Genomic DNA, 26,642 nt, shown 5'->3' with positions numbered 1-26,642 from the left:
CACCGCCCCCTCCTTCCACACCATGTGGCGGGAGCTGGCCCCCATCGGCCGCGACCCGGCCGGCGGCGGCTACCGGCGCCACGCCTGGACCGGCGCCGACACCGACTGCCGCGCCTGGTTCCGGGCCCAGGCCGAGACGCGCGGCCTCGCCTACGAGACCGACCGCAACGGCAACCAGTGGGCCTGGCTCGGCGACCCGGCCGCCGGGGACGCCGTCGTCACCGGCTCCCATCTCGACTCCGTCCCCGACGGCGGCGCCTACGACGGCCCCCTCGGTGTCGTCTCCGCCTTCGCGGCGCTCGACGAGATCCGCCGCCGGGGCGCCGAGTTCACCCGGCCCTTCGCCGTCGTCAACTTCGGCGACGAGGAGGGCGCCCGGTTCGGGCTCGCCTGCGTCGGCTCCCGGCTCGCCGCCGGACAGCTCACCCGGGAGGCCGCGTACGCCCTCACCGACGCCGACGGCATCACCCTCCCCGAGGCCATGGAACGGGCCGGACACGACCCGGCCGCCATCGGGCCCGACCCCGGGCGGCTCGCCCGGATCGGCGCGTACGTCGAACTCCACATCGAGCAGGGCCGGGCCCTCGACCTCAGCGGCGACCGGGTCGGCCTCGCCTCCGCGATCTGGCCGCACGGCCGCTGGCGGTTCGACTTCACCGGCGAGGCCAACCACGCGGGCACCACCAGGATCGCCGACCGCCGCGACCCGATGCTGGGCTACGCGGAGACCGTGCTCGCCGCCCGCCGGGCCGCCGAGGCCGCGGGCGCCGTCGCCACCTTCGGCAAGGTCGCCGTCGAACCCAACGGCGTCAACGCCATCCCGTCCCTGGTCCGGGGCTGGCTCGACTCCCGCGCCGCCGACCCCGAGACCCTGGACGCGGTGGTCGCCGCGATCGAGACGGCGGCCCGGGAACGGGCGGCCCGCGACGGGGTCGGCGTCACGGTGGTACGGGAGTCGTTCACCCCCGTCGTCGAGTTCGGGCACGCCCTGCGCGACGAACTCGACCGGCTGCTCGGCGGCTCCGTACCCGTACTCGGCACCGGGGCGGGCCATGACGCGGGCATCCTCTCCGGGGCCGTACCGACCGCGATGCTCTTCGTCCGCAACCCGACCGGGGTCTCCCACTCCCCGGCCGAATCGGCGGCCGAGGACGACTGCGTCGCGGGCGTCCTGGCCCTGGCGGACATCGTGGAGGGGCTGGCATGCGCGACCCGGTGACCAACGGCGCTGCGGGCGGCAGCCGTACGGGCCCGGCCCCGGACGAGCGGGTCCTCTGGGCCGAACACGCCTGGCTGGGCGACCGGACGGAACCGGGCGTCGCCCTCGGCGTCACCGCCGACGGCCGGATCTCCACCGTCCGCACCGGCGTCCCCGTCCCGCCCCCCGGCGCCCGCGAACTGCGCGGACTCACCGTCCCCGGCCTCGCCGACACCCACTCCCACGCCTTCCACCGGGCCCTGCGCGGCACCGTCCAGGTCGGCTCCGGCACCTTCTGGACCTGGCGCGAGGTGATGTACGGAATCGCCGCCCGGCTCACCCCGGAGACGTACTACACCCTCGCCCGCGCGGTCTACGCCGAGATGGCGCTCGCGGGCATCACCGCCGTCGGCGAGTTCCACTACCTCCACCACGCGCCCGACGGCCGCCCCTACGCCGACCCCAACGCCATGGGCCTCGCCCTGATCGAGGCCGCGCGGGACGCGGGCGTACGGATCACCCTCCTCGACACCGTCTATCTGCACGGCGGCCTCACCGCCGGGGGCCACACCCCGCTGACGGGCCCCCAGATCCGGTTCGGCGACGGCACCGCCGACGCCTGGTACGAGCGGTGGACCCGGCTGCGGGAACGGGACGACGACCACGCCGGGGTGCGGATCGGGGCCGCCGTGCACTCCGTCCGCGCCTTCGCCGAAGCCGACGGATACGCGGACTTCGTACGGCGCACCGACGGCGTCCCCGTCCATGTCCACCTCTCCGAACAGCCCGCCGAGAACGAGGCGTGCCTCGCCCTCCACGGCGTCACCCCCACCCGCCTCCTCGACCGGCACGGCTTCTGGAAACCCACCACCACCGCCGTCCACGCCACCCACCTCACCGACGACGACATCCGGATCCTCGGCTCGGCCGGAGCCGGGGTCTGCATGTGCCCCACCACCGAACGCGACCTCGCCGACGGCATCGGCCGCGCCGCCGACCTGGGCCGCGCGGGCAGTCCCCTCAGCCTCGGCACCGACAGCCACGCCGTGATCGACATCCTCGAAGAGGCCCGCGCGATGGAGCTGAACGAACGGCTCAGGACCAGGACCCGGGGCCACTGGACCGCCGCCGCCCTGCTGCGCGCCGCCACCGAGGACGGCCACGCCGCCCTCGGCCGCCCCGACGCGGGCCGGATCGAACCCGGCGCGCCCGCCGACCTCACCACCGTCGCCCTCGACACCGTCCGCACCGCGGGCCCGGTACCCCGGCTCGCGGCGGAGGCCGTGGTCTTCGCCGGGACGGCGGCCGACGTCCGGGACGTGATCGTCGGCGGCCGGACCGTCGTCGCGGGCGGAGTCCACCGCTCCGTACCGGACCCGGCGGCGGAACTGGTCCGGGCGATCGCGGCGGTGCGGTCGTGACCCCCGTACGCAGCCCCGTACGCCGCCCCACCGGCAAGGAGCCCCTGGCATGACCACCACCCTCATCACCGATATCGGCGTCCTCGTCACCAACACCCCCGGCCTCGGCGACGACTCCACCCCCCTCGGGCTGCTCCACGACGCCGCCCTCGTCGTCGACGCGGCCGACGGCCGGATCGTCTGGGCGGGCCCGGCGGCCGACGCGCCCGACGCCGACCGGCGGTACGACGCCGGAGGCCGCGCCGCGATCCCCGGCTTCGTCGACTCCCACTCCCATCTCGTCTTCGCGGGCGACCGGACCGCCGAGTTCAACGCCCGGATGTCCGGCCGCCGCTACGAGGCGGGCGGCATCCGCACCACCGTCGCCGCCACCCGGGCCGCGACCGACGACGAACTCGACGCCAACGTCACCCGCTATCTCGCCGAAGCCCTCCGCCAGGGCACCACCACCTTCGAAACCAAGTCCGGCTACGGACTCACCGTCGAGGACGAGGCCCGCGCCCTGCGGATCGCCGCCCGGCACACCGACGAGGTCACCTACCTCGGCGCCCATGTCGTCGCCCCCGAATACGCCGACGACCCGGCCGGCTACGTCGACCTGGTCACCGGCCCCATGCTCGACGCCTGCGCGCCGCACGCCCGCTGGGTCGACGTCTTCTGCGAACGGGGCGCCTTCGACGGCGACCAGGCGCGGGCCGTCCTCACCGCGGGGGCGGCCCGCGGCCTGGTACCGCGCGTCCACGCCAACCAACTCGGTCCCGGACCCGGCGTCCGGCTCGCCGTCGAACTGGGCGCCGCCAGCGCCGACCACTGCACCCACCTCTCCGACGCCGACGTCGCCGCCCTCGCCGACGCCCGGGCCACGACCGTCGCCACCCTCCTCCCGGGAGCCGAGTTCTCCACCCGGGCCCGGTGGCCCGACGCCCGGCGACTGCTCGACGCGGGCGCCACGGTCGCCCTCTCCACCGACTGCAACCCGGGGTCGTCGTTCACCTCGTCCATGCCGTTCTGTATCGCCCTGGCGGTCCGCGACATGGGAATGACCCCCGACGAGGCGGTCTGGTCGGCGACGGCGGGCGGCGCGGCGGCCCTCCGGCGCACCGACATCGGCCGCCTCGCGCCCGGCGCGCGCGCGGACGTGGCCCTCCTGGACGCCCCGAGCCCGGTCCACCTGGCGTACCGCCCGGGAGTCCCCCTCGTCCACCAGGTCTGGCGCGCCGGCACCCAGGCGGGGTGACCCCGCCTGACGCCCTCCGGGCGGGGGTAGTGCCCCCTCCGGAGGTGTTTCACCCGCGCGCCGGTGGGTGGCTTGTCGCGCAGTTCTCCGCGCCCCTGGTTGCCCTTCTCGCCGCCCTTGGTAAGAGGCTGCTCCTCATACCGGGGGCGGGGTCCTTTTCAGGGCCGGTGCTGGGGAGAGCATTTAGGGGCGCGGGGAACTGCGCGAACGGCCACAGGCGGTCCGCGGACCGCCGACAGCGCTTGGGCGCAGGGCGCGGCCCGGGTAGTCGGGGCGATGGCCCCGGAGGGCTCGGGGCCTCCCGGGCTCGGGACCCTGGCGGGCCGCGCGGCTCAGGCGCGGAGGTGCGCGTACGCCTCCGGGTGCTCACGGAGGAAGTCCGGGAAGGAGCGCGCCGGGCGGCCCGTCAGGCGCGGCACCGCGTCCGAGACCGGCGCCAGTTCACCCGCCGCGATCGCCTCGTACGACGTCACCCAGCCCGTCACCGCCCACTCCGGCGCCCCGAACGAGGCGCGGGACTCGTACGCCTCCGCCCGGCTCTCGGGGACGTAGGCGACGGTCCGGCCCGCGAACCGGGACAGCTCTTCGGCGGCTTCGGCGAGGGTGATCGCCGACGGGCCCGTCAGGTCGTAGACGGCGCTGTCGTGGCCCTCGCCGAGCAGGACGGCGACCGCCGCGTCCGCCACGTCGTCATGGGCGACGGCGGAGACCCGGCCCGCCCCGGCCGGGCCCCGGATCACCCCGTCGGCGCCCGCCATCCCGGCGATCGCCGACTGGTAGAAGCTGTCGCGCAGAAAGGTGTACCGCAGTGGCGACGCCCGGATGTACTCCTCGGTGTACCAGTGGTCGCGGGCGAAGGTGAACGTCGACTCGGGCCCCGCGCCCAGGAACGACACGTAGACGACCCGGTCCACCCCGGCCGCCACCGCCGAGTCGATCGCGATCTGGTGTTCCCGGACCCGGCCCGGGTCCTCGTGTCCGGAGACCAGGAAGAGCGTCCGGGCCCCGGCGCACGCCCGGCGCATGCCGTCCTCGTCGCCGTACGACGCGATCCGGGCCTTCGCGCCCCCGGCCAGTTCGGGCAGCCGTTCCGGGTCCCGTCCCAGCAGCCGGACGCCGGTGCCCCGCCCGGCGAGCCGCCGGGCGACCCGCCCGCCGAGCTGTCCGGAGGCGCCCGTGACGGCGATGACGGTATTCATGGCACGGATCCTTCCGGCGGGGCCTCGTACGGCATGTGTACGCGTACCCGCCCAGTGTCCGCGACCGGCCGCGCGCCCGCAGTCCGGGGCCCGCGGTCCGGCGTCCTGTTCCGCCGTCCGGGGGACCCCGGCCGTTCCGGCGGGCGCCCCGGCTCAGCGGGCCGCGCCGCTCCCGGCCGCCGTCCGGAAGGTTTCGAAGACCGCCAGATAGTTCAGGTCCCCGTACCCGGCCGCGACGGCCCGTTCGGCGATCTCCCGCATCAGCCGGGGCTGGTCGTCGGGGACACCCACCTCGCGGCTGGTCCGGACGATGTGGTCGAGCGCGTTGAGGTTCATTCGCAGGGTGCCCAGCTCGCCGGGGTACTCCGCGCGGTCCAGATCGCCCGCGCCGGCCCGCAGGCCCTCGGGTGCCAGGACGGCCGGGGCGAACCAGCCGAGGGCCAGCTCCGCGAAGTCGGCCGCCGGTACGCCCGCCGAGCCGACCAGCGCGGCGGCGTGCAGCCAGCCGTTCATGTTGGCGTACATCATTTCCAGCAGGGCGGTGTTGTAGAGGACGGCGAGCCCGGTGTCCGGGCCGAGATAGCGGGGGTCGCCCAGGGGCTCCAGTACCGGCCGGGCGGAGTCGAAGTGCTCGCGGGGGCCGCTGTAGAGGAAGACCGCGCCGGGGGAGCCGACCATCGGCGGCGGCACCATGATCGCGCCGTCGAGATAGCCGAACTCCCGGTCGGCGGCCCAGGAAGCGGCGGTACGCGCCTCCTCGGGGGTGCCGGAGTTGAGATTGACGACCAGCGGGCGGGCCCGGCCGGGGACTTCGGGGACCTCGATGTCGCCGAAGGCCTCGTACAGCGACTCGTAGTCCTTGGTACAGACGACGACCACCTCGGCGGCGGCGACCGCGTCGGACACCGAACCGGCCCGGCGGGCGCCCCGGGCGACCAGGTCGTCGGCGCGGGCGGCGGTCCGGTTCCAGACGGTCAGGGGATGCCCGGCGCGCAGATATGTCTCGGCGAGTACGACACCCATCGGGCCGAGCCCGACGACGGCGACGGGGGCGGGTGCGAGGGCGGATGCGGGCGTGGGGGTGGTGGGGCCGGTCGGCCGGTTCGTTGTCATGCCCGGAGGCTAAAGTCTGACACCGGTGTGAGAGTCAAACGCGATCGCGGACGGTGACCGGACACATGGGGATACGGATCGGGGAGTTCGCCCGGCGGACCGGGACGAGCCAGCGGATGCTGCGCTACTACGAACAGCAGGGCCTGTTGTGGCCCCATCGCGGCACCGGCGGATACCGGGAGTACGCCGAGGACGACACGGACACGGTGCGCCGGATCAGGATGCTGCTGGCGGCCGGGCTCAACACCCGGACCATCGCCGAACTCCTGCCGTGCACCGTCGCCGACGGGGAGAGCCTGATACCCGCCTGCTCCGGGCTGGTGCCCGGACTCGAACGCGAACGGGAACGGATCGACCGGGCGATGGCGGATCTGCTGGCGGCCCGTACGGCGCTGGACGCGCTGGTCGCGGCCGCCCCCGGGGTGGACGCCACGGGCGCGGAGATCTGTCTCGCGGCGGACGGCTGACCCGCCCCCGCCCACCTTTCGGGTGTCCCGGGTTCCGACATTTTCCCCACAAGTGGAACGCAACCGTCTGTCCGCCCCTCTATCTCCGCGCCAAGTTGCGGACCGGCATGGCCGGTTGACGCATTGTCATGTCCCATTAAGAGGTGATCTATGAGACCGGGACTCTCGCGGAGTACGGGCCTGCGGCCGGCCGCAGGGCCGCGCCGGACGTTCCACCGGGTACTCGCCCAGGCCCTGGCCGGAGTGATGGCGGCCGGACTGCTCACGGCGGGCGGGCTCCTGGCCGCCGCGCCGAGCGCGCAGGCCGCGCCCGCGGAACCGCATACGGCCACCGAGGTCTATCTGACCAATGTGGCCAACGGGGGGATGGTCAAGGCCAACGGCTCCCCGGGCATGGTGACCAACCCCAAGGGCAACGAGGACCACCAGCAGGTCCGGCTGGAGAAGCGGCCCAGCGGCAAGTACTGGATCACCCGGGGCGGACAGTGCTTCGCCAAGGCGCCCTATATCGATATGGCCATGACGGAGATGCGGGCCTGCGGTGACCTCACGGAGTTCACCTTCCAGAGCCTCGGCGGTGAGCGGTTCCGGCTGCTGAACTGGGATCAGCACGAGAACCGGGAGCGGATGCTCCACTCCTCCGCGGTGGGCGGCCGGGCGAACCTGATGCCGGTCCCGGCCACTCCGAACGACGAGTACGCCTGGTACGTCACCCCGATCGACCCGACGCGCCAGGACATCAGGCACGTGCCGAACGAGGCCCGGACGTACGACCAGATGACCTATCTGACCACGCACAACTCGTTCTGGAACGACGAGGACCTGTCGGCACCGGGGATCCCGGCCCAGCCCCACTCGATCCGGACGCAGCTGAACCAGGACGTCCGGGGCCTGATGCTCGACGTCTACGACAACAACATCCACGGCAACACCCGGCTCTGCCACGGCAGCTGTCTGGACACCAACCGGGTGACCGAGCCGATCCTCCGCGACATCGTCGAATGGATGAACGAGCCGCGGAACTCGCGGGAGATCGTCACCATCTTCCTCCAGGACGAGTCCTCGCCCGCGAACCTGAAGAAGGACCTCGACGCCGTCCCGGGCCTGAACAACCTGATCTTCGACCCGGCGGCCCAGGGCGTCCGGCAGAACGGCTGGCCGACGGTCGGCGCCATGGCGAACGCCGGCAAGCGGCTGGTGATCTTCTCCAGCAAGGCCGACAGCCGCCAGGACTACGGTGTCGCCCTCCAGTCGTCGTGGACGGTGGAGAACTACTGGGAGATGGGCCTGCCCGGCTTCGACGCCGACTGGTCCTGCTACACCCGGTGGGGCAACATTCCGCTGGTCCAGGAGGAGGAGAAGTTCCGGCGGCTGTTCGTGATGAACCACTTCCGGAAGTACCCCAGCGCGCCGACCGCCGCCAACGACAACGCCAAGCTGGCGAACCGGGCGGGCCGCTTCTGTATGCCCGCGGCCCGTAAGAAGCCCAACTTCTTCGCCGTCGACCAGTACCGGGACGGCAACCCCATGGCCGCCGTCAACGAGTTCCAGGACTTCACCTACCACGGCGACACGCCCGGCAACGGAGGCACCCCGACCTGGAAGGCGCCCCGGCTCGCCGTGATGCCGCTCGGGGACTCGATCACCCTCGGCGTCGGCGCGAGCACCTGCGCGGCGGGACGCGAGAAGTGCGAGGGCTACCGCAAGATCCTCCGCGACCAGCTCGCGCCCCACGCCACGGAGCTGGACTTCGTCGGCTCCCAGCAGAACGGAAACCACGCCGACTCACAGCACGAGGGCCACTCCGGCTGGATGATCGACGGCATCCTGGAGAACATCGACAACTGGCTGGTGGCGGCCAAGCCCAATGTGATCACCCTGCACATCGGCAGCAACGACATCAACCGTGAGGCCGCCGTCCAGGACGCCCCGGCCCGGCTGGCCCGGCTGGTCAACCGGATCACCACCGTCTCCCCGGAGACCATCGTCCTGCTCGCCCCGATCGTGCCCAACAGCCGCCCCGGCAAGCAGCCCCTGGTCGACGCGTACAACGCGGCCATCCCGGGGATCGTCGCCGCCGAGCGCGCCAACGCCCGCAAGGTGGAGCAGGTCGACTTCAGCGCCATCACGGCGGCCGACCTCGACGACGGGCTCCACCCCAAGGACTCCGGCTACCAGAAGATGGCCGACGCCTTCGCGAAGTCCCTGGCCGCCACGGTCGCCAAGGACTGGCTCACGCCGCATGTGACGGTCACCCCCGGCCCGCCGCTGGGCGGCGACGCGCAGGGCGACTACGACGTCGACTACGACGGCGACGGCCGGACCGACTACCTGGTCCTCGGCCCCAACGGGGCCCTGACCGTCCACCGCAACAACCCGGCCGGCGGCTGGACCAACCTGGGCCAGGTCGCCAACGGTTCGCCGAACTGGACGAAGGACGACGTCCGGTTCGCCGATGTCACCGGTGACGGCCGGGTCGACTACCTGGTCCTGGGCGCGAACGGCGCGGTGACGGCGTACCGGAACGACCTGAACAACCAGTGGACGAACCTCGGGCAGATCGCCAACGGCTCCGCCAACTGGACGAAGAGCGATATCCGGTTCGCCGACCACGACGGTGACGGCGACGCCGACTACCTCGTCCTCGGCCCGACCGGCGCGACGACCGTGTACCGGAACGACCTCAACAACCAGTGGACCAACCTGGGCCAGGTCGCCAACGGCTCGGTGAACTGGACCAAGGGCGACGTCCGGTTCGCCGATGTCACCGGTGACGGCCGGGCGGACTACCTGGTCCTGGGGACGAACGGCGCGGTGACGGCGTACCGGAACGACCTGAACAACCAGTGGACGAATCTCGGGCAGATCGCCAACGGTTCGCCGAACTGGATGAAGGGTGACGTCCGGTTCGCCGACTACGACGGTGACGGCCGCGCCGACTACCTCGTCCTGGGGACGAACGGCTCGGTGGACGCGTACCGCAACGACCTCAACAACCAGTGGACGAACCTCGGCCGGGTGGCCACGGGCTCGTCCAACTGGACCAAGGCGGACGTCCGCGTCTGACGCCCCCGCCCCGCTCCGGCCGCCGTACCGTCCCCGCCCGGGACGGTACGGCGGTCCGCTTTCCGGCCCGACCCGGCTACGCCAGCCGTCGCTTCAGTGCCCGGCTGACCGGGGTCTCCACGAACCGGAACACCAGATACGAGACCACCAGCATCGCGGCCGTGATCGACCCCACCAGCAGCCAGGGGTCCACGCCCCGCCGCCCGAAGAAGTGGATCAGCTCCCAGCCGATCACCTGGTGCAGCAGATACAGCGGATAGGTGAGCGCGCCCGCGACCGGCAGCCAGCGCCACTTGATCCAGGAGAGTTTCCGGGTGGCGACCAGCGCCATCAGACCGAAGGAGACGCCCATGACGGCCGTCACCGGCCAGACCGACTTCACCGCGAGGAACGACAGCCGCTGGAACTCGTCGACGGTGGGCCCGAGCGACGCCAGGAACGACACCCCCACGATGCCGAAGAGCAGCAGATTCGGCTGGAATCTGTACATCAGATAGAACGCCATACCCGCGATGAAGAACCAGCTGTACTCGGGGATCAGCAGCAGTCGCAGCGGCCCGTGCGGGGCCTCGGCCACCAGCAGGGTCGCCGCGCCCCAGACACAGCAGAAGAGGATCACCCGCCGGTAGGTCAGCCCGAACCAGGCGACGATCAGAAAGAGCAGATAGAACCGCAGCTCGGTGAAGAGGGTCCAGTAGACGGTGTCGACATGGCGGACGTGCAGCGGCTGCTGGAGCATGGTCAGATTCACCAGTACGTCGTTCCCCGGCAGCCGCCGCCGCCCGCCCGGGATCACCATCAGGGTGACCGTGGTCGCGATCACCGCGAACCAGTAGGCGGGATAGAGCCGGACCACCCGGGAGACGAAGAAGCTCTTCACCGGACGCCCCCACGCGCTCATACAGATCACGAAGCCGCTGATCACAAAGAAGATCTGGACCCCGAGATAGCCGTAGGCGGTGAACCGGTAGAGCTCCGGGAAGACGTCCTTCACCGGCTGCTGCCAACTGCCGCCGCGCGCGGTGTAGTGATACAGCACGACCATGAGCGCGGCCCCGATCCGCAGCCCGTCGAGGACGTACAGCCGCTCGCCCCGCCGCTTCCCGCCCGCCGGAGACGCCGGGTCCGGGTGCGCCGTCGGACGACCCGGATGACCATCCGCCCCACCGGACGGTGAAGGAAGAGGTTCATGGGGTACACGATGTGGCGATTCAGTAAATGTAGGCATTAGTCGCACTCGTACTTCTCCGCGGGTACGCAGGGACTCGGTCAACAAGGAATCCGGGCCCCGCGTCCGGACACGGGAACCCCTTGCCCCGACGGTGAACCGGCCACCGACGGGGGTCGACTGCCCGAGCTTCGGCGGATCATTCCGGTGTGACCGGCCGCTGCGGGCGAGTACTGGGTTGGACCCTCACCCCCGCCCTACAGTTGTGCTTATCGCGTGATCATTCATATGGCGGCCGGAAAGATCATTTCCTTTGCCGCCCGAGCGGCGAGACGGCCCCGGAAATGCCGGAAGCCGCCCTCCCGGCGGGGAAAGCGGCTTCTCGTACGACGTCCGGGACGAATCCGCGCGCGTCAGTACATCAGGCGGTACGTGTTCCAGCCGGTGCCGATCTTGGCCATCGGCTTGAAGGGGGCGTTGGTGACGCCCGTACCGGAGTAGCGGAAGAGCGCGCCCGCCTTGTCGCGGGCGATGATGTCGCTCTTGCCGTCCCGGTCGAGGTCGCCGACGCCGACGAGGGCGTTGAAGGTGTTCCAGCCGCCGCCGATCCTGACCCGGGGCTTGAAGGGCTTCTTGTAGTCGCCGCTGCCGGGGTGGATCCACAGCACGCCGGACTTGTCGGCGGTGACGATGTCGGCCCTGCCGTCGCCCGTGAGGTCGCCGACGCCCGCGATCTGGCTGTAGATGTTCCAGCCGGTGCCGATCTTGGCGCGCGGGGCGACCTTGCCGTTGGCGTAGCCCAGATACAGCCACAGGTTGCCCGACTTGTCCCGGGCGAGCAGATCGGCGGACGCCGCGCCGCCGAGGTTGCCGGGGGAGATGGCCTTGTCGTAGATCTGCCAGCCGCCGCCGACCGTGAGGGAGGTGGTCGCGGTGCCGTAGCTGAGGGTGCCGTCGTCGAGCCAGAGCCAGAGAGCCTCGGCTTCGCCGTCGCCGTCGTTGTCGGCCTGGGCGGCGTTGGTGACGGTCTCGGCGCCGGTGGCGAGGTGGAACCGGGGGCCGTAGCCGCCGCGGCCGTCGGGCTCGTACAGATAGAGGTTTCCGCCGGATATGCCGCGCAGCCAGCGGTACTCGGCCGTCGCGGCCGTCTTCGCGGTACTGCGGGCGCCCACCCGCTGCTGCTTCGCGAGCTGGGCCCGCTCGGCGGACATGACGTCGCCCGCCGGGGCGGACGGGGCTCCGGAGTCGCCGGCCGCGACGGCGCTCGTGCCGGTGGCGACGAGGGCGGCGGTGAGGGCGGCGACGGTGACACGGGAGAGCGCGCCCCCGCGGTTGATCGATGCTGCCATGGAGGCCACTTCCGTGAGTGAAGAGGGATATGACGCGAGGAGCCGCACCCCTGGCGGGGGTGCGGCTCCCTAGGGTCAGCCGTCCGGGCCCTGACGGGCCGGGGTGGAGCCGATTTAGAAGATCACGCGGTAGGTGTTCCAGCCGCCGGTGCCGATCTTGGCCATCGGCTTGAAGGGGGCGTTGGTGATACCGGTGCCCGAGTAGCGGAACAGGGCGCCCGCCTTGTCGCGGGCGATGATGTCGCTGCGACCGTCGAAGTCCAGGTCGCCGACGCCGACCAGGTTGTTGAAGGTGTTCCAGCCGCCGCCGATCTTGACGCGGGCGCTGAACGGCTTCTTGTAGTCGCCGGTGCCCGGGTGGATCCACAGCACGCCGGACTTGTCGGCGGTGACGATGTCGGCCTTGCCGTCGTCGGTCAGGTCGCCGACGCCCGCGATCTGGCTGTAGATGTTCCAGCCGGTGCCGATCTTGGCGCGCGGGGCGACCTTGCCGTTGGCGTAGCCCAGGTACAGGTAGAGGTTGCCGGAGCCGTCCCGGGCGAGCAGGTCGGCGCTGGCGGCGCCGCCGAGGTTGCCGGGCGAGATCACCTTGTTGAAGGTGTTCCAGCCGCCGCCGACGTTGACCACGTCGGCCTCGTTGGACGCGTAGGCCATGTAGCCTGCGGTGTCCCAGACCCAGAAGTCGTCGGCGACGCCGTCGCCGTCGTTGTCGGCCTGCTGGGCGTTCTTGATGTAGGTCCACTGGTCGGTGACCCAGCTGCGGGCGTCGTACCCGCCGCTGCCGTTGGGCGCGTAGTCGTACAGGGTCGAGCCGGAGATCGCGCCCAGCCAGCGGTACTCGGCCGCGACATTGGCCTTCGCGACGCTGCGGCCGCTGACGGGTGCCTGCTGCTTCTTCTTCGCGACCAGCTCGGCCGCCGCGGCGGCGGCCTTCGTCGGGGCGGTGTTGCCCGGGTTGTCGGCCGCGACGGCGCTCGTGCCGGTGGCGACGAGGGCGGCGGTGAGGGCGGCGACGGTGACACGGGACAGCGCGCCCGTGCGGTTGAAGGCAGTCTTTGCCATTAAATGCCACTCCGAAAGAGTTAGGGAGTGAACTTCCCCCCTGGAAGGTTCACTACGTTTGGCTATCTTTCCATGCGTTTCGCAACGGTCAACCCCAATTGACCTGGGTCGAGAAGCGGGGCTTGGACGGCCTCGACGGTCGGTTGCGACGCGGAGGCCGAGGTCCCGTTTCCCGACGCGCATGGAGGCGTACGGTCGAACGGATCCGGCCGTGTCGTACTGATGACGACGTTCTACCTTAAGACGTTGGTTCCGGTGATAAGCGCGGAATATTCCGTCAGGCCGGTGATACTCCCGGACCGAGGTGCGGGGCGGTGCCCGTTCACGAAGAAGTACCCCCGGTCGAATCCCCCGTTGCCACCCGCCGGTCCTGCGGCTTCGAGCCGCCCATCGGCCGGGTGGCCGGCCCGGGAAAATCGGGCCGACACAGGTACGACCCGCGAGGGTGCGGGAGGGTTGTACGCCCGTGGAAGATTTTTTTCCGGCGCCGCGCAAGTGGGCGCCGGGGCCGTTTCGCTCTCTGCCGCTGTTCCGCTGACATCCGGTACGGGGAGGAGGCCGCGCCCCCCGTGCGGCGCGGCCTCCCGTCGTGGTCCCCCGTGTGCCCGGTCAGTCCCAGGTGGGGTCGTCGGTCAGAACATCAGGCGGTAACTGTTCCATCCGCCGGTGCCGATCTGTGCGCGGGGCTTGAAGGGCGCGGTGGCGTTCCCGGTGCCCGAGTAGCGCCACAGGGTGCCGTCGTTGCCCCGGGCGATCATGTCGTTGGTGCCGTCGGCGTCGAGGTCGCCGATGCCGACCAGGTTGTTGAAGGTGTTCCAGCCGCCGCCGACGCGGACCCGCGGCTTGAAGGGCTTGGTGTAGTCGCCGGTACCGGGGTGGAGCCAGAGGATCCCGTCGGTGTCGGCCGCGACGATGTCGGCCTTGCCGTCGCCGGTGTAGTCGCCGTTCCCGGCGATGTTCTTGTAGATGTTCCAGCCGCTGCCGATCTTCTGCCGGACGCTGACCCGGCCGTCCGCGTAGCCGAGGTAGAGCCAGAGGTCTCCCGCCGCGTCCCGGGCGATCAGGTCGCCGCCGACGGCACCGCCGAGGTTCCCGGGGGAGACGATCTTGTTGTAGATGTTCCAGCCGTGGCCCACGTCGCCGAGGGAACCCGAGTAGTCCATGTAGCCATTGGTGTCCCAGACCCAGAAGTTGTCGGCCTCGCCGTTGCCGTCGCTGTCGACCCAGGCGGCATTCTTCACATAGCCCCATGAATCGGTGGCGAACTGGCGCGGCTGGTAGCCCCCGGTGTAGTTGGGCACGTATTCGTAGAGGCTGGAACCGTCGAGGGCGAACAGCACACGGAACTCGCCGGGGACATTGGCCGCGGCCGACTTGCCGGACTTCGTCGGCGCCTTCGCCTTCCCGGCCTCGGTGAGGGCCGCGGCGGCCTTGCCCGCCTGCGACGGAGTCGTACCCGGCTTGTCGGCCGCGACGGCGCTCGTGCCGGTGGCGACGAGGGCCGCGGTGAGGGCGGCGACGGTGACGCGGGAGAGTGCGCCCGTACGATTGGTAACGGTCTTTACCATGAAATATTGCTCCAAATAATCTGTGAAAAAGCGGCCGTCTCCCGGGGAGGGGCCGCGGCGTGAGGTGGCCGCGTCTCCGGGTGGAGGCGCGGCCTCCCCGGTGGGTCCCACGGCCCATAGGGGCGGACCGTGTGGTCTGTGTGGGCCGGGAGGCCGGTGTCCGTCGCCGGGCACCGGCCTCCCGGTACGGGTCAGAAGAGCGAGCGGTAGGCGTTCCAGCCCGAGGTGCCGATCTTCACGCGGGGCTTGTAGGGCGTGGCGGCGTCGCCGGCACCGGAGTACCGCCACAGGGCGCCCGCCCGGTCACGGGCGATCAGATCGCTCCGGCCGTCGAGGTCGAGGTCCCCGACGCCGACCACGGCGTTGTAGACGTCCCAGCCCCAGCCGGTCCTGGTACGGGGCTTGAACGGGGTCCGGTGGTCGCCGGTGCCCTCGTAGAGCCAGAGGTCGCCGGCCTTGTCGACGGCGACGACGTCCGCCTTGCCGTCGCCGGTCGGATCGCCGAGCCCGGCGATCCGGTCGTAGACGTTCCAGCCGCCGCCGACCCGGACGCGCGGGGCGACCCGGCCGTCGCCGTGGCCGACGTGGATCCAGAGGACTCCGGCGCTGTCGCGGGCGAGGATTTCGGCGCCGGGTGCGCCGTTCAGATCGCCCGGCGAGAAGGTGTGGTTGTAGATGTTCCAGCCGCCGCCGATGACTACGCCCTCGGTGGCTTCACCGGCCGAGTAGTGCAGATAGCCCTCGCGGTCCCAGAGCCAGACGTCGTCGCCGAAGCCGTCGCCGTCGTTGTCGGCCTGGGCGCCGTGCTTGATGAACTCCCAGCCCGAACCGAGCCGCTGGCGGGCCTGGTAGCCGCCGGCGCCGTCGGGGGCGTAGCCGTAGATGATTCCGCCGTCGAAGGCGTAGAGAGCGCGCTGTTCGGCGGCGCCGGGCGCCGCGCTCCGGCCGTCGGCCCGGGCCGCCTGGGCGCCGCGCTTCGCCAGTTCGGACGCGAGCTGTCCGGCGCCGCGGTCGGCGGAGTCCGGCCGGCCGGCCGCCACGGCGCTCGTGCCGGTGGCGACGAGGGCCGCCGTGAGAGCGGCGACCGTCGCGCGGGAGAGGAGCCCCGTGCGGAGGGAGTTGCTGGTGGTCATGTACTTCACCCCGTATGCGAATGGGGATGAACCGGCCCTTTCAGGCGCTGTTCATCATGTTTAGAGTATTCGCGCTCTTCCTCGTCCCAATCAACTTATTTCATTGGGTGGTTGGGAAAGTCGGGGCATCGGTGCTGGTCAAAGCCGGTTGCCGGACACCTGTGGCGGGTGGTCACCGCGTTCCCGCGATCGGAACGCAGCCGATCGCGGAGAATCCCCCGTTATCCCCCCGTGATAGCCGCCGGATCACGGTCGTCGTGGCACGGTCCCGGACTCGGCCGCGTACCTCGCCCCGGCCCGGTCGTCGAGCGACTGCCTCCGGCGGTCGGACGGCCCAACCGGGCTGCCCTGACACGTGTTTGACACCCTTCCCCGGGAAAGGGTTGTACGCCGGTCCCGGAAATCTCGCGTACGGCCGGTCGGTACGGCTACCTGTACGGCAGCCGGTACGCCCCGGCACCGGGCAAGCGGGCCACCGGGCCTACGGCGTCGGCGGGCGCGGTGCGAACCGGACCGGGAGGGCCGCCAGGCCCTTGCTCCAGGGAGAGCGCAGCCACGGCAGGTCCGGTTCCGGAACGGAGATCCGGAGGTCGGGAATCCGGTGATGGAGGGTGTCGACGGCGGTCCGGGTGATCAGCCGGGCCGGGTCCTGGGCCGGGCAGGTGTGGGGACCGGCGCCGAAGGAGAGATGGGAGCGGTTGCCGACGACGGGGACGCCGTTCGGGGGCAGTACGTCCGGGTCCTGGTTGGCGCCCGCGAGGCCGAGCAGGAGCAGATCGCCCGCGCGGACCGCGCGCCCGGCGAGTTCCAGGTCCCGGGTGGCGTAGCGGGCGGGCAGGTGCTGGGTCGGCGGATGCCGCCACAGTACGAGGTCGAGGGCGTCGTCCACGGTCAGATGGCCGCCGGTCAGGGACGACCGGAACGCCGGGTCGCAGAGCAGGACCCGCAGTGTCGCGGAGATCCAGTTGACGGTGGTGTGATGGCCCGCCAGGAACATCACCGCCAGGTTGTGCAGTACCTCGTCGTCGGAGAGGCCCGCCGGATGGCCCAGCAGGGCGGAGGCCAGGTCGGGGCCGGGGTCGCGGCGCCGGTCCGCGACCAGTCCGGCGAGGATGGCGCTCATCCGGCGGCCCGCGTTGGCGGAGTCGGCGTTGGCCGCGACCGTGCCCGTGATCGCCCAGATCAGCTGCTGGCCGGTCCGTTCGTCGAGGCCGAGCAGCCGGACGACGGTCCGGGACGGCAGTTTCTGCGCGTAGTGCGCCACCAGGTCCGCCTCGCCCCTCGGCGCGAAGGCCGCGATCAGCTCCTCGGCCGCCGCCCGTACGCTCCGGCGCAGTTCGTGGCCGTCGAGTCCGGCGATCGTCTCCGACACCGCGGTCCGCATCCGGCGGTGCTGCTGCCCGTCGGCGTAGAGCAGCGCGGGTCGCCAGCCGAGTACCGGCATCACCGGGGACTCCGGCAGCACCCGCCCCTCCCGGGGCAGCGACCAGCGGCGCGGATCGTGCGAGAAGTCCTGCTCCTCCCGGGCCACGTGCAGCACCTCGCGGTGTCCGATCACCAGCCAGGCGGAGACCCCGGGCGCCAGGGTCACCGGCGCCACCGGCCCGTACTCGCGGCGCAGCTCCGCGTAGAAGGCGGGCAGCCCGTCGCCGTCCGGCTCCGGCCCGTAGAGCGCGGGGGCGGTGGGGCACCGGCCGCCGGGCGACCGGGACGCCGGGTGGGCGTGCTGCGGCGGATAGCTCACGACGGCCCGTTCCCGGGGCCCGCCCGGTCCCCGGCCCGTTCCGGGCCCTCGTCGATCAGATGCCGCAGCAGGGCGATCAGCGCGCCCACGGCGGAGCGCCGGTCGCGGGCGTCGCAGTGGACCAGCGGGGTGCCGGGCAGCAGATCGAGGGCGCCGCGCAGTTCGGCCTCCGGGTAGCGGGGGCTGCCCGGGAAGTCGTTGACGGCGACCGCGAACGGCAGTCCGAGGTCCTCCAGATTGCCGAGCGCGTCGAAGGCCGCGGCCGGGTCGCGGGTGTCGACCATGACGAGCGCGCCGAGCGAGCCCCGGGCCAGTTCGCGCCAGGCGGGCAGGAACCGCTGCTGGCCGGGGGTGCCGAAGAGATAGAGCACCACGGCGCCGTCGATCGTCATCCGGCCGAAGTCCAGGGCGACGGTGGTGGTGGTCTTCCCGGCCCGGATCAGGGTGTCGACCCCGGCGCCCGCCTCGGTCATCACCGCCTCCGTGCAGAGCGGCTTGATCTCGGAGACGGTGCCGATGAGTGTCGTCTTCCCGACGCCCAGCGGTCCGACGACCAGGATCTTCGCCGCGCCCCTGACGCTCGCGGAGACGTACTTGCCGGAGTCGCCGGAGTAGCCGGATTCGCCGGACGTCCCGGGGCGGGCGGCGGGCGGCGCGTGGTGCCCCGGACCCAGGGCGCCGGGGGTGTCCCGGCCCCAGGGGTCAGAGACGGCGTTCGAGGCCATGGAGGACCTTTCTCAGCATGGTCGCATCGGTGCGGTCGGCCGGTGGTACGGGCGGACGGAGCACGACCAGACCCCAGTGGACGAGGTCGGCCAGCAGGATCTGCGTCACCGGGGGCGGCTGGCCGAGGTACGCGGCGATCTCGGCCACCGACAGCAGCCCCCGGCACTCCCGGAGGATCAGCAGATGCTCCGGGAGGAGGGAGTCCGGCAACGGCACGTCCGCCGCCGTCACCAGGGTCTCCCACGGCAGCGGCGCCCCGCCGGTGCCCGCCCGCCCCCGGGTGATCACATACGGGCGTACCGCCGGGGTGGTCCGCTCCCGCGGGCGGCCGGTCATGAGGGGTCGGCCACGGGGTCCCTCGGCCTGCTGCCCAAGTGGGCCCCGATCCGGGCCACCAGGAGCTGCATCTGCTGGGCGACCAGACCGATATCCGCGTCCGTGCCGGTCGCCACGGCCAGATGGGCACCCGCCCCGGCCTGCGAGAAGAGGACGAAGCCGTGTTCGGACTCCAGCATCAGCTGCCGCATCCCGGCACCCGCGCCGAACAGCAGCGATGTGGTCGATCTGCCCGTCATGTTCATCGCCGCGCAGGCCGCCGAGAGGGATTCGGCCTGGGCCGTGCTCAACTCCCCGACGGGGCCGGTCAGCCGCTGCGCCGACGCGTGGCCGAGCCGCAGCCCGTCCTCGGAGACGACGACGGCGTGCCGTACGCCCGGGATCTCGATCAGCGGCCGGAGCATCCAGCCCACGTCGGGGAGGATCGAAAGGTGACCGGTCACGGTCTGCCTCCATGGTGGATATCGGGTTCGTCGGTGTCGGCGGGCGGTTCGGCTTCGCCGGGGCCGCCGTCGGCTCCGTTGAGGGGGTCGTAGACGGAGTACGTGCGGTACGCCGCCGGAGCCTGGGCGGTACGGGCCGGGGGCCGCCCGCCGGGGTCCCCCGATTCGCCGGGCGCGCCGAACTCGCCGCCGGGATCCGGGGGTTCGTCGGCCCAGGCCCGCGCGCGGGCCCGGCGCCGGGCCTGTTCCCGCTCCCGTTCCAGTTCGCGGGCCTGCCCCGGCTCCGGTTCGCGGGCCCGGTTCCGGACGGCCCGGTCCCGGGCCAGCTCCCGGTCCCTGGCCGCCGCGTCCGCCCGTTCCCCGGCGACGGCCGCCCGGCCCTTACGGGTCCCCGCCAGCACGCTCGTCACGGACGCCCGGGCGTCGTCCGGCGTCCAGACCCCGGTCCGTTCGGGCATGACGGGCGCGGGCGGGATCGGCGGCTGGGGCGAGGGCTGGAGCATCGGCTCCGTCCGGGGGCCGAGCGCCTGCCTGGCCGCCGCCTCGACGGCCGCGCCCCGGCGGCTGCGGCGGCGCGGCAGGGCCGCCCGCGTCTCGCCGCCGGGACCGGGACCGCTCCCGCCGCCGGGAGCGGGGGCGTGCCAGGAACGGGCCTGCTGCGGGCGGCTGCCGTACGGCGGCGCGGAGTCCGCCGCGTCGTAGGCCCCGGAGTACGGTCCGGCGTACGCCCCGGACTCCGGCCCGGGTACCCCGGCGTGGGTCCCGGCACCCGAACCGGCACCGGAATCGGAACGGGCTCCCGAACCCGAACCAGGGAAGGCCCGGGGGCCCGCCCCGGACACGCCGTCGGGGTACGTCCCGGATCCCGACCCCGGGAAGTCCGTGGCGTCAGGGGCGTACGGCTCCGGACCGGGAGCGGGGCCGGGACCGGGGCGCCGCTCGGACACCCGGTCCCGCGGCGGTCCCGGCAGCGGTTCGGGCCGGGCCGGGGGCAGCGGTTCGGGACGGCGGTCCCGGCTCCGGCCGCGTACGCCCCCGCGGCCTTCGGAACCGTACGGCCCGGCACCGTACCGGCCTTCGCCGCGGCGGCCCGGATCCCGGTCCGCCGGGACACCGGGCGCGGTCCCGCGCGCGTACCCCCGGCCGCCGGGTCCGTACGGCTCCGGACGCCCCGCCCCGCCGTAGAAGTCGGTATCGGTATCGGCGTCCGGGTAACCGTCCAGGGTCTCCTGGCCCCGGGAGAAGTGCGACAGCGGCTCGGTCAGCAGCGGATACGGCAGGAACGCCACCGCCCGGGTCCCGCCGTACGCCGACGCCCCCGAAAGCTCGACGCCGAACCCGAGTTCGCGGGTCCACCGGCCGACGCAGGCCAGACCCAGCCGGGGTACCGCGCCCAGCTCCGCCAGATCCAGTTCGTCCCGGATCCGGGCGGCGGCCCGCTCCAGCACGTCCGGCGGCATGCCGACGCCCGCGTCGTCGATCTCCACCACCGCGCCCGAACCCACCTCGCGGACGGTGACCACGACCCGGGTCCTGGACGGCGAGAAGACCGTCGCGTTCTCCAGCAGTTCGGCGATGGTGTGCATGACGCCCTCGACGGCGGGCGGTACGACGTACAGGTTCCGGGCGCCGTGCACCTCGACCCGGCCGAACTCCACGATCCGGGACTGGGCGCCGCGTACGCAGTCGTACAGCGACACCGGGCCGCTCTCCCGCCGCGCGGGCCACACCCCGCACATCACCAGCAGGGTCTGCGCCTTCCGGGTCATCTGCGCGGCGGCGTGGTCCGCCCGCATCACCCCGGCCATCAGCCCGGGGTCCTCGATGCTCTGCTCCACCTCGTCCAGGACCTGCTGCTGCACCGTGGCCATGGCGTGCATATGGCGGGCCACGGACTCGAAGGCCGCCTGGACGGCGTCGCGGAGCGCCCGTTCCCGGCGTACGGCCTCGTCCGAGCCGAGCGCCGCGACGATCGACTCGATGTCCGCCGCGAACTCCTCACCGGTGTCGGCGGCCGGTGAGAGAGGGCCGGGTACGTCGTCGGGGCCGATCCCGAGGCCCTCGCGGCGGCGTTCGGCGATCGCGGGGGCGCGTACGGCCGCCAGCCGCGCCACCTCGGCGGCGCGCGCCTCGGCGGTCCGCCGGTCGGCGGCCCACCGGCCGCGCCGGCCGCGCAGCAGCCGGGCCAGTAACAGCGTCCAGGAGAGCAGCAGCAGCCCGGCGCCGACGGCGGCGCCGGTGACGATCCGCTGCCGGTCGACGGGGGTGTGCTGGGCGGCGAGTACGGCCCCGGCGGCGACGGCCGCGAGGGTGGACAGCGGCCACCAGACGGGGGTACGGACCGGTTTCGCCGCGGCCCTGGCGGCCCGGCTCACCATCTGCGGCCGGGGGCGGTGGCGGGCCCGGGGGTCCAGGTCCCGGACCCGGACCTGGCTGCGGTCCTGGGCGCGGATACGACTTCGGTTCGGGTTCCGGTTCCGGTTCGGGTTCCGGATCCCGGTTCCGGGACGGTCGTGAAGGCATCCGGAGCGGCGGCGGAACGCCGACCGGCCGGACGGAGCGGTGCAGGGATGGAGGAATACGGGCGAATGCGGGCGACAGTCGCTGAAGAGGTCACGGAAGACAGAGTCCTTCCCGGACACATCGGCTCCCGCAGGGGGACGGGAGCGGGGTGAATCCTACGATCAACCGACCGCGTTCGAATATCAGTTGGGCAAGCCGGGACAGGGTCGTAAGCGACCCGGGGGACGGAACCGGCATTCCCGCGGGTAACGTCGTCCTCCACGTCTTCACACCTCCGGCACACCTTCCGGAGGGCTGTCTATCCTGTCGGTTATGGCCCGGTACCGTCCTGTCCGGGAATTCTCAGGGGAGGCCGGGGGTCAATGAGCCTCGTCGACATACCGGAAGCGCGCCGCGGCGGCGCCACCGTCCGGGGGCTGCGGATCCAGCTCGTCGCACCCGCCGAGCTGGGCGAACGCGAGATCGAGAGCTGGCGGGCGATCCGCCGGGAGCGGATCGCGGGCGGCGCCCCGGCCAGCCCCTTCATGGAGCCCGGGTTCACCCTCGCCATCGGCCGGGTCCGCCCGGCGGCCCGGGTGGCGATTCTGTGGAGGAACGGCGAGCCCGCCGGATTCCTGCCCTTCGAACGCGGCGCGCTCGGCCGGGGCCGGGCGATCGGCTTCGGCGTCTCCGACTGCCAGGGCGCGGTCCTCCGCCCCGGTCTCGCCGTCACCACCCGGGAACTCCTCACCGCCTGCGGTCTCTCCGTCTGGGAGTTCGACAATCTGGAGGACGGCCAGGAGGTCCTCGCCGACGGGGCCGCCGAGTCGTTCCGCTCCCCGGCGATCGACGTCTCGAACGGCTACCGGGCCTACGAGGACGAGCTGCGCCTCCGCGCCCCGAAGTTCCTGAAGACCACCCTCGCCAAGGAGCGGCGGCTGTCCCGGCAGGCGGGCGCCGTCCGGTTCGTCTTCGACGAGCGCGACCCGGCGGCGCTGGCCACTCTGATGGCCTGGAAGTCCGCCCAGTACCGGCGGACCGGCCGGGGCGACCGGTTCGCCAGGGAGTGGATCGCCGAACTCGTCCGGCGGCTGCACGGCGCGGACGACCCCGGCTGCTCCGGCGTGCTGTCGGTGCTGTACGCCGGAGACACCCCGGTCGCCGCGCACTTCGGACTCCGCTCCGAAACCCTCCTGGCCTGCTGGTTCCCCGCCTACGACCCGGCCTTCGCCAAGTACTCGCCGGGGCTCGTGCTCCATCTGCGGATGGCCGAGGGCGCCGCGGCGGCCGGGATCGACGTCCTCGACCTGGGCCGGGGCGACGCCGAGTACAAGGAGTCCCTGCACACCCGGCTGCTCCGGGTCCACGAGGGCGCGGCCGTCCGCCCCGGTCCCGGCGCCGCCCTGCACTGGCTGCTCCGTGAACCCACGCGCCGCGCCCAGGGCTTCGTCCGCGACCGGCCCCGGCTCGCGGCCCGCGCCCAGCGGACCCTGGTGGGCCTCGCGAAACTCCGCGACCGCCGCGAAGGCCGCCGGGAAGCCCGCCGCGAAACCCCGTGACCGGCCGCCCGCCCGGCCCGCTCCCGGTTCCCCGCCCGCTCCCGGGCCCCGGCCCCGGCCCCGGCGGGACCCGTACCGCCCGTACGCTTCCGAGCCCCGAGGAAAGAACCCCGTACCCGTGACATCCCAGCCGCCCACGGCGCGCCCACCGGCGCCGCAGCCCCCGCCGGCCCCGCCCACCCCGATCCGGGTCGCCCAGCTCGATCTGGCCGGTCCCGACGGCGAGGTCCTCTCCTTCGGGCCCGCGCTCCCGCCCGCCGCCGCGATCGACAGCGGCGACGACGTCTACGCCCTGGTCCGGGTCGGGGGCCGGCCCGTCGCCACCGTCGTCTGTACGGTCCCCGCGGGCAAGAACCCGGCCGACGCCGTCGCCGCCCACGCCCGCGCCGAACTCGCCAGGACCGGGGTCCCCGTCCCCTCCCCGGCCACCGGCACCCCGCCGCGTACCAGCGTCGTCGTCGCCACCCGGGAGCGCGCCGACCGGCTCGCCCACGCCCTGGACTCCCTGCTCGCCCAGGACCACCCCGACTTCGAGATCGTCGTGGTGGACAACGCGCCCGTCACCACCGCCACCGAGGAACTCGTCACCGGGGAGTACGCGGACCGGGCCGTCCCCGTCCGCTATGTCACCGAGCCCGTGCCCGGCCTGGCGATCGCCCACAACCGGGGTGTCGCCGCCGCCGACGGCGAGATCGTCGCCTTCACCGACGACGATGTGATCGCCGACCCCCGCTGGCTCACCGAACTCACCCGGCCCTTCGCCGACGACCCCGGACTCGGCTGCACCACCGGCCTCATCCTCCCCGCCCGGCTCGGCACCCCCGCCCAGATCCTGCTGGAGAGCCACGGCGGCTTCGCCAAGGGCTTCGCGGCCAGGACCTACGACCCGGCGCTGCCGCCCGCCGACGAGCCCCTCTTCCCGTTCACCGCGGGCAGCTTCGGCTCCGGCGCCAATATGGCCTTCCGGGCCGCCGCCCTGCGGGCCGCCGGGGGCTTCGACCCGGCCACCGGCACCGGCACCCCGGCCCGCGGCGGCGACGACCTCTACGCCTTCGTCGCCGTCCTCACCGCCGGACACCGGCTCCGCTACAGCCCCGAGGCGCTGGTCTGGCACCACCACCGGGAGACCTGGGGCGACCTCACCAACCAGGCGTACGGCTACGGCGCCGGGCTCACCGCCTATCTCACCGCCGTCCTGGTCCGCCGCCCCGCACTGCTCCCGTCGCTGCTGCGGAAACTTCCCCGCGGCCTGGCCCGCGCCCGTACGATCACCGCACACCGTGACTCCGGCGGCGCAGCCGTACCCGGGGCACACGGCACGCACGACTATCCGTGGCCACGGCAACTGTCCCGGCTGGAGCGGCGGGGCATGCTCGCCGGACCCCTGGGCTACGCCAAGGCGCGCCGCAAGGTGCGGGGCGTACGGCCGCCGTGGGAGCCACGGGGCGAGGAGCAGCCATGAACGACCGCGCGAACGGTCCGTACATCCCCGTTCTCCTGTACCACGCGGTCATGGAGGACCCGCCGGAGTGGATCGCCGAGTTCACCGTCACCCCGCGCCAGTTCACCGACCAGCTCGACGCGGTGGTCGCCAGTGGGCGGACGCCGGTGACCGTCGGCGCGCTGGTCGAGCGGCTCGCGGGCGGCGCCCCGCTGCCGGACCGGCCGGTGATCATCACCATCGACGACGGCTTCGCCGATCTGCCCGGGCCGACGGCGGAGGCGCTGGCCGAGCGGTCCCTGCCGTCGACGGTCTATCTGACCACCGGGGCGATCACCCCCGGCGGCCGGAGCCTGCTGCCGCCCGCGCCGATGATGACGCTCTCCCAGGTGCCGCTGCTGGAGCAGTACGGGATGGAGATCGGTACGCACACCGTCACCCACCCCCAGCTCGACACCCTCCGCCGGGGCGCCCTGGAACGGGAGTTGCGAGAGCCCCGCGAGGTGCTGGAGGACCTGCTCGGCCACGAGGTGACCCATCTCGCCTATCCGCACGGCTACAGCAGCCGGGGCGTCCGGCGGGCGGCGCTGCGCGCGGGCTACACCTCGGCCGTCGCGGTCCGGCACGCGCTCAGCTCGGAGACCGACGACGCCTACCGGATCGCCCGGCTGATCGTGCGCCGGACCCACACCACCGCCGATGTCGAGGGCTGGCTCGCGGGCGGCGGGGTGCCGGTGGCGCCGTTCCCCGAGAGCGTCAAGACCCTGGGGTGGCGCTGGTACCGGCGGGCCAGGGCGGCGGTCCGGGGACCGGTCTTCGCGGGCTGACCTGCCGACCGGCTGACCTGCCGACCGGTCAGCGGACCCCGGTCACCAGGGGCGGTTCTGCCGGAAGTACGGATCCGCCGCCGCGGCGGCCAGGCTCTTCCAGGAGGAACCCCGGGCCAGCGACAGATCGCAGTGCGGGCCGGGGTCGCGCCAGTTCCACTGGAGGGCGGCGTGCACCCCGTCCAGCTCCTTCACCACCGACGGCACCTCCTCGTACCACTCGGCCTGCCGGCCGGGCCGCTCCGGATCGTCGGCCGAGCCGAACTCGGAGAGCATCAGCGGCTTGTCGGCCGAGATGTGCTGCCGGATCCAGCGGTGCACATCGCGCTGGGTCTCCCCGAAGGAGACCCAGTCGGTGTCGTGGCAGCGGTAGTAGTTGTAGCGGTTGTACGCGATCCAGTCGACGTACTCGTCCCCCGGATAGAGCCGGGGGAAGAGTTCGTTGTTCCCCGGATAGCCGGTGATCGTCCAGGTCCACACCACATTGGTGACGCCCAGTTCGGCGAACCGGTCGTGGATGTGCCGCCAGGCGGCGACGAACTCGGCCGGGGTGCCCGCCGCCGGGATCCGGGTGTCCATCTCCAGGTCGAAGGAGAGGAAGAGGGGCTTCCCGTACGCCTTGACCCGCCGCGCCTGGACGTCGATCACGCTCTCGTCGAGCGCCCCCGACGAGATCTGTGTCCAGCGCGGCTGCTGGGCGTCCGTACCGCCCCACCACTTGCTCTCCCACGACAGCAGCAGCATCCGCTCCCGCCCGACCTCGCGCTCCTGCTCGGTGACGAGCTGCCCTTCGAGGTCGTCCGTGGACATGTCGTGGTACGCGTAGACGATGTCGAGCTTCCGCCCGATCCGCTCCTCGTACTCCCGGACCTTCGCCACCAGCTCCGGCTTCTCGTGCCGGACGTACGCGCCGAACCACGCGCCGCACGGCGGCACCAGCAGCTCGGTCGCCCGGCACTCGGGGGAGCCTGGCGAGGGGCGGGCGTCCTCGCGCGAGGTGGTGCCCGCCAGGGCGACGGCGCCCAGGAGCAGCGCCCCCACGAGGGCCGTGGACAGCGTGATCCACAGCCTGTGGTTCTTCAC

At 72.8% G+C, this 26,642-nt stretch carries 20 protein-coding genes and 1 pseudogene; 8 read left to right on the top strand and 13 right to left on the bottom strand.

All coding sequences use genetic code 11. From position 1 onward, the window contains the following. The first annotated feature begins 22 nt into the window (after positions 1-22). The 3 genes from ABZ714_RS16000 to hutI are packed head-to-tail and all read left to right on the top strand — an operon-like array spanning position 23 to position 3,856. Positions 23-1,219, top strand: coding sequence for an allantoate amidohydrolase (locus ABZ714_RS16000; RefSeq protein WP_358825891.1), 1,197 nt, complete (start codon positions 23-25; stop codon positions 1,217-1,219). Beyond that, entirely contained in the window at positions 1,204-2,619 is a 1,416-nt protein-coding gene (locus ABZ714_RS15995) for a formimidoylglutamate deiminase (protein WP_358825818.1), read from the top strand. The genes ABZ714_RS16000 and ABZ714_RS15995 overlap by 16 nt, the downstream gene beginning before the upstream one ends. 49 nt (positions 2,620-2,668) lie before the next feature. Continuing rightward, the gene (hutI, locus tag ABZ714_RS15990; protein WP_358825817.1) at positions 2,669-3,856 is read left to right on the top strand and encodes an imidazolonepropionase; all 1,188 of its coding nucleotides are present in this window, start codon (positions 2,669-2,671) and stop codon (positions 3,854-3,856) included. 332 nt (positions 3,857-4,188) lie between these two features. Here the strand turns inward: hutI and ABZ714_RS15985 are convergent, their stop codons facing one another. Together ABZ714_RS15985 and ABZ714_RS15980 are read right to left on the bottom strand one after the other, a co-directional pair. After that, positions 4,189-5,055 (bottom strand): SDR family oxidoreductase, encoded by an 867-nt coding sequence (locus tag ABZ714_RS15985; protein WP_358825816.1) that lies wholly within the window; start codon positions 5,053-5,055, stop codon positions 4,189-4,191. A gap of 153 nt (positions 5,056-5,208) precedes the next feature. Further along, positions 5,209-6,168: an NAD(P)-binding domain-containing protein gene (locus ABZ714_RS15980; protein WP_358825815.1), complete on the bottom strand. Its 960-nt coding sequence runs from the start codon at positions 6,166-6,168 to the stop codon at positions 5,209-5,211. Between the two features lie 71 nt (positions 6,169-6,239). Between ABZ714_RS15980 and ABZ714_RS15975 the strand changes: the two genes are divergently transcribed. Then, complete coding sequence (locus ABZ714_RS15975; protein ID WP_358825890.1) at positions 6,240-6,635, top strand: MerR family transcriptional regulator; 396 nt, start codon at positions 6,240-6,242, stop codon at positions 6,633-6,635. A gap of 150 nt (positions 6,636-6,785) precedes the next feature. Continuing rightward, positions 6,786-9,701: an FG-GAP-like repeat-containing protein gene (locus tag ABZ714_RS15970; protein WP_358825814.1), complete on the top strand. Its 2,916-nt coding sequence runs from the start codon at positions 6,786-6,788 to the stop codon at positions 9,699-9,701. Between the two features lie 76 nt (positions 9,702-9,777). Here ABZ714_RS15970 and ABZ714_RS15965 read toward each other — a convergent pair whose 3' ends face one another. From ABZ714_RS15965 to ABZ714_RS15920, 10 genes and pseudogenes are all read right to left on the bottom strand, one after another. Then, complete coding sequence (locus ABZ714_RS15965; protein WP_358825813.1) at positions 9,778-10,929, bottom strand: acyltransferase; 1,152 nt, start codon at positions 10,927-10,929, stop codon at positions 9,778-9,780. 353 nt (positions 10,930-11,282) lie between these two features. Next, complete coding sequence (locus tag ABZ714_RS15960; protein ID WP_358825812.1) at positions 11,283-12,218, bottom strand: VCBS repeat-containing protein; 936 nt, start codon at positions 12,216-12,218, stop codon at positions 11,283-11,285. A gap of 114 nt (positions 12,219-12,332) precedes the next feature. Beyond that, positions 12,333-13,280 (bottom strand): VCBS repeat-containing protein, encoded by a 948-nt coding sequence (locus tag ABZ714_RS15955; protein WP_358825811.1) that lies wholly within the window; start codon positions 13,278-13,280, stop codon positions 12,333-12,335. 632 nt (positions 13,281-13,912) lie between these two features. Further along, a complete protein-coding gene (locus tag ABZ714_RS15950) occupies positions 13,913-14,848 on the bottom strand; it encodes a VCBS repeat-containing protein (RefSeq protein ID WP_358825810.1) in 936 nt (311 codons plus the stop codon). A gap of 191 nt (positions 14,849-15,039) precedes the next feature. After that, positions 15,040-15,981: a VCBS repeat-containing protein gene (locus tag ABZ714_RS15945; protein ID WP_358825809.1), complete on the bottom strand. Its 942-nt coding sequence runs from the start codon at positions 15,979-15,981 to the stop codon at positions 15,040-15,042. Positions 15,982-16,462: 481 nt separating this feature from the next. Then, positions 16,463-17,725 (bottom strand): cytochrome P450, encoded by a 1,263-nt coding sequence (locus ABZ714_RS15940; protein ID WP_358825808.1) that lies wholly within the window; start codon positions 17,723-17,725, stop codon positions 16,463-16,465. Continuing rightward, a complete protein-coding gene (locus tag ABZ714_RS15935; RefSeq protein WP_358825807.1) occupies positions 17,722-18,450 on the bottom strand; it encodes an ATP/GTP-binding protein in 729 nt (242 codons plus the stop codon). The genes ABZ714_RS15940 and ABZ714_RS15935 overlap by 4 nt, the downstream gene beginning before the upstream one ends. Further along, positions 18,428-18,787, bottom strand: a complete 360-nt coding sequence (locus ABZ714_RS15930) for a DUF742 domain-containing protein (protein WP_358825806.1) — start codon at positions 18,785-18,787, stop codon at positions 18,428-18,430. The genes ABZ714_RS15935 and ABZ714_RS15930 overlap by 23 nt, the downstream gene beginning before the upstream one ends. After that, positions 18,784-19,230 carry a roadblock/LC7 domain-containing protein gene (locus ABZ714_RS15925; protein WP_358825805.1) on the bottom strand — a complete coding sequence of 149 codons (447 nt, stop codon included), beginning with the start codon at positions 19,228-19,230 and terminating at the stop codon, positions 18,784-18,786. The genes ABZ714_RS15930 and ABZ714_RS15925 overlap by 4 nt, the downstream gene beginning before the upstream one ends. Positions 19,231-20,480: 1,250 nt before the next feature. Further along, positions 20,481-21,608 (bottom strand): annotated as a pseudogene (locus ABZ714_RS15920) (ATP-binding protein); the annotation flags it as partial. A gap of 507 nt (positions 21,609-22,115) precedes the next feature. On the opposite strand from ABZ714_RS15920, the gene ABZ714_RS15915 reads away from it, so the two are divergent. The 3 genes from ABZ714_RS15915 to ABZ714_RS15905 all read left to right on the top strand — a co-directional run bounded on the left by ABZ714_RS15915 (position 22,116) and on the right by ABZ714_RS15905 (position 25,559). After that, positions 22,116-23,291, top strand: a complete 1,176-nt coding sequence (locus ABZ714_RS15915) for a GNAT family N-acetyltransferase (protein WP_358825804.1) — start codon at positions 22,116-22,118, stop codon at positions 23,289-23,291. A gap of 184 nt (positions 23,292-23,475) precedes the next feature. Then, the gene (locus ABZ714_RS15910) at positions 23,476-24,753 is read left to right on the top strand and encodes a glycosyltransferase (protein ID WP_358825889.1); all 1,278 of its coding nucleotides are present in this window, start codon (positions 23,476-23,478) and stop codon (positions 24,751-24,753) included. Then, complete coding sequence (locus tag ABZ714_RS15905; protein WP_358825803.1) at positions 24,750-25,559, top strand: polysaccharide deacetylase family protein; 810 nt, start codon at positions 24,750-24,752, stop codon at positions 25,557-25,559. The genes ABZ714_RS15910 and ABZ714_RS15905 overlap by 4 nt, the downstream gene beginning before the upstream one ends. Positions 25,560-25,601: 42 nt before the next feature. Here ABZ714_RS15905 and ABZ714_RS15900 read toward each other — a convergent pair whose 3' ends face one another. Beyond that, on the bottom strand, positions 25,602-26,642 hold the full coding sequence (locus ABZ714_RS15900) for a glycosyl hydrolase (RefSeq protein ID WP_358825802.1): 1,041 nt from the start codon (positions 26,640-26,642) through the stop codon (positions 25,602-25,604).

The sequence above is a fragment of the Streptomyces sp. NPDC006798 genome (assembly GCF_040635975.1).
GTDB lineage: Bacteria > Actinomycetota > Actinomycetes > Streptomycetales > Streptomycetaceae > Streptomyces.
Note: the sequence above shows the minus strand (reverse complement) of the source record. Positions and strands in the feature narration are given on the sequence as shown.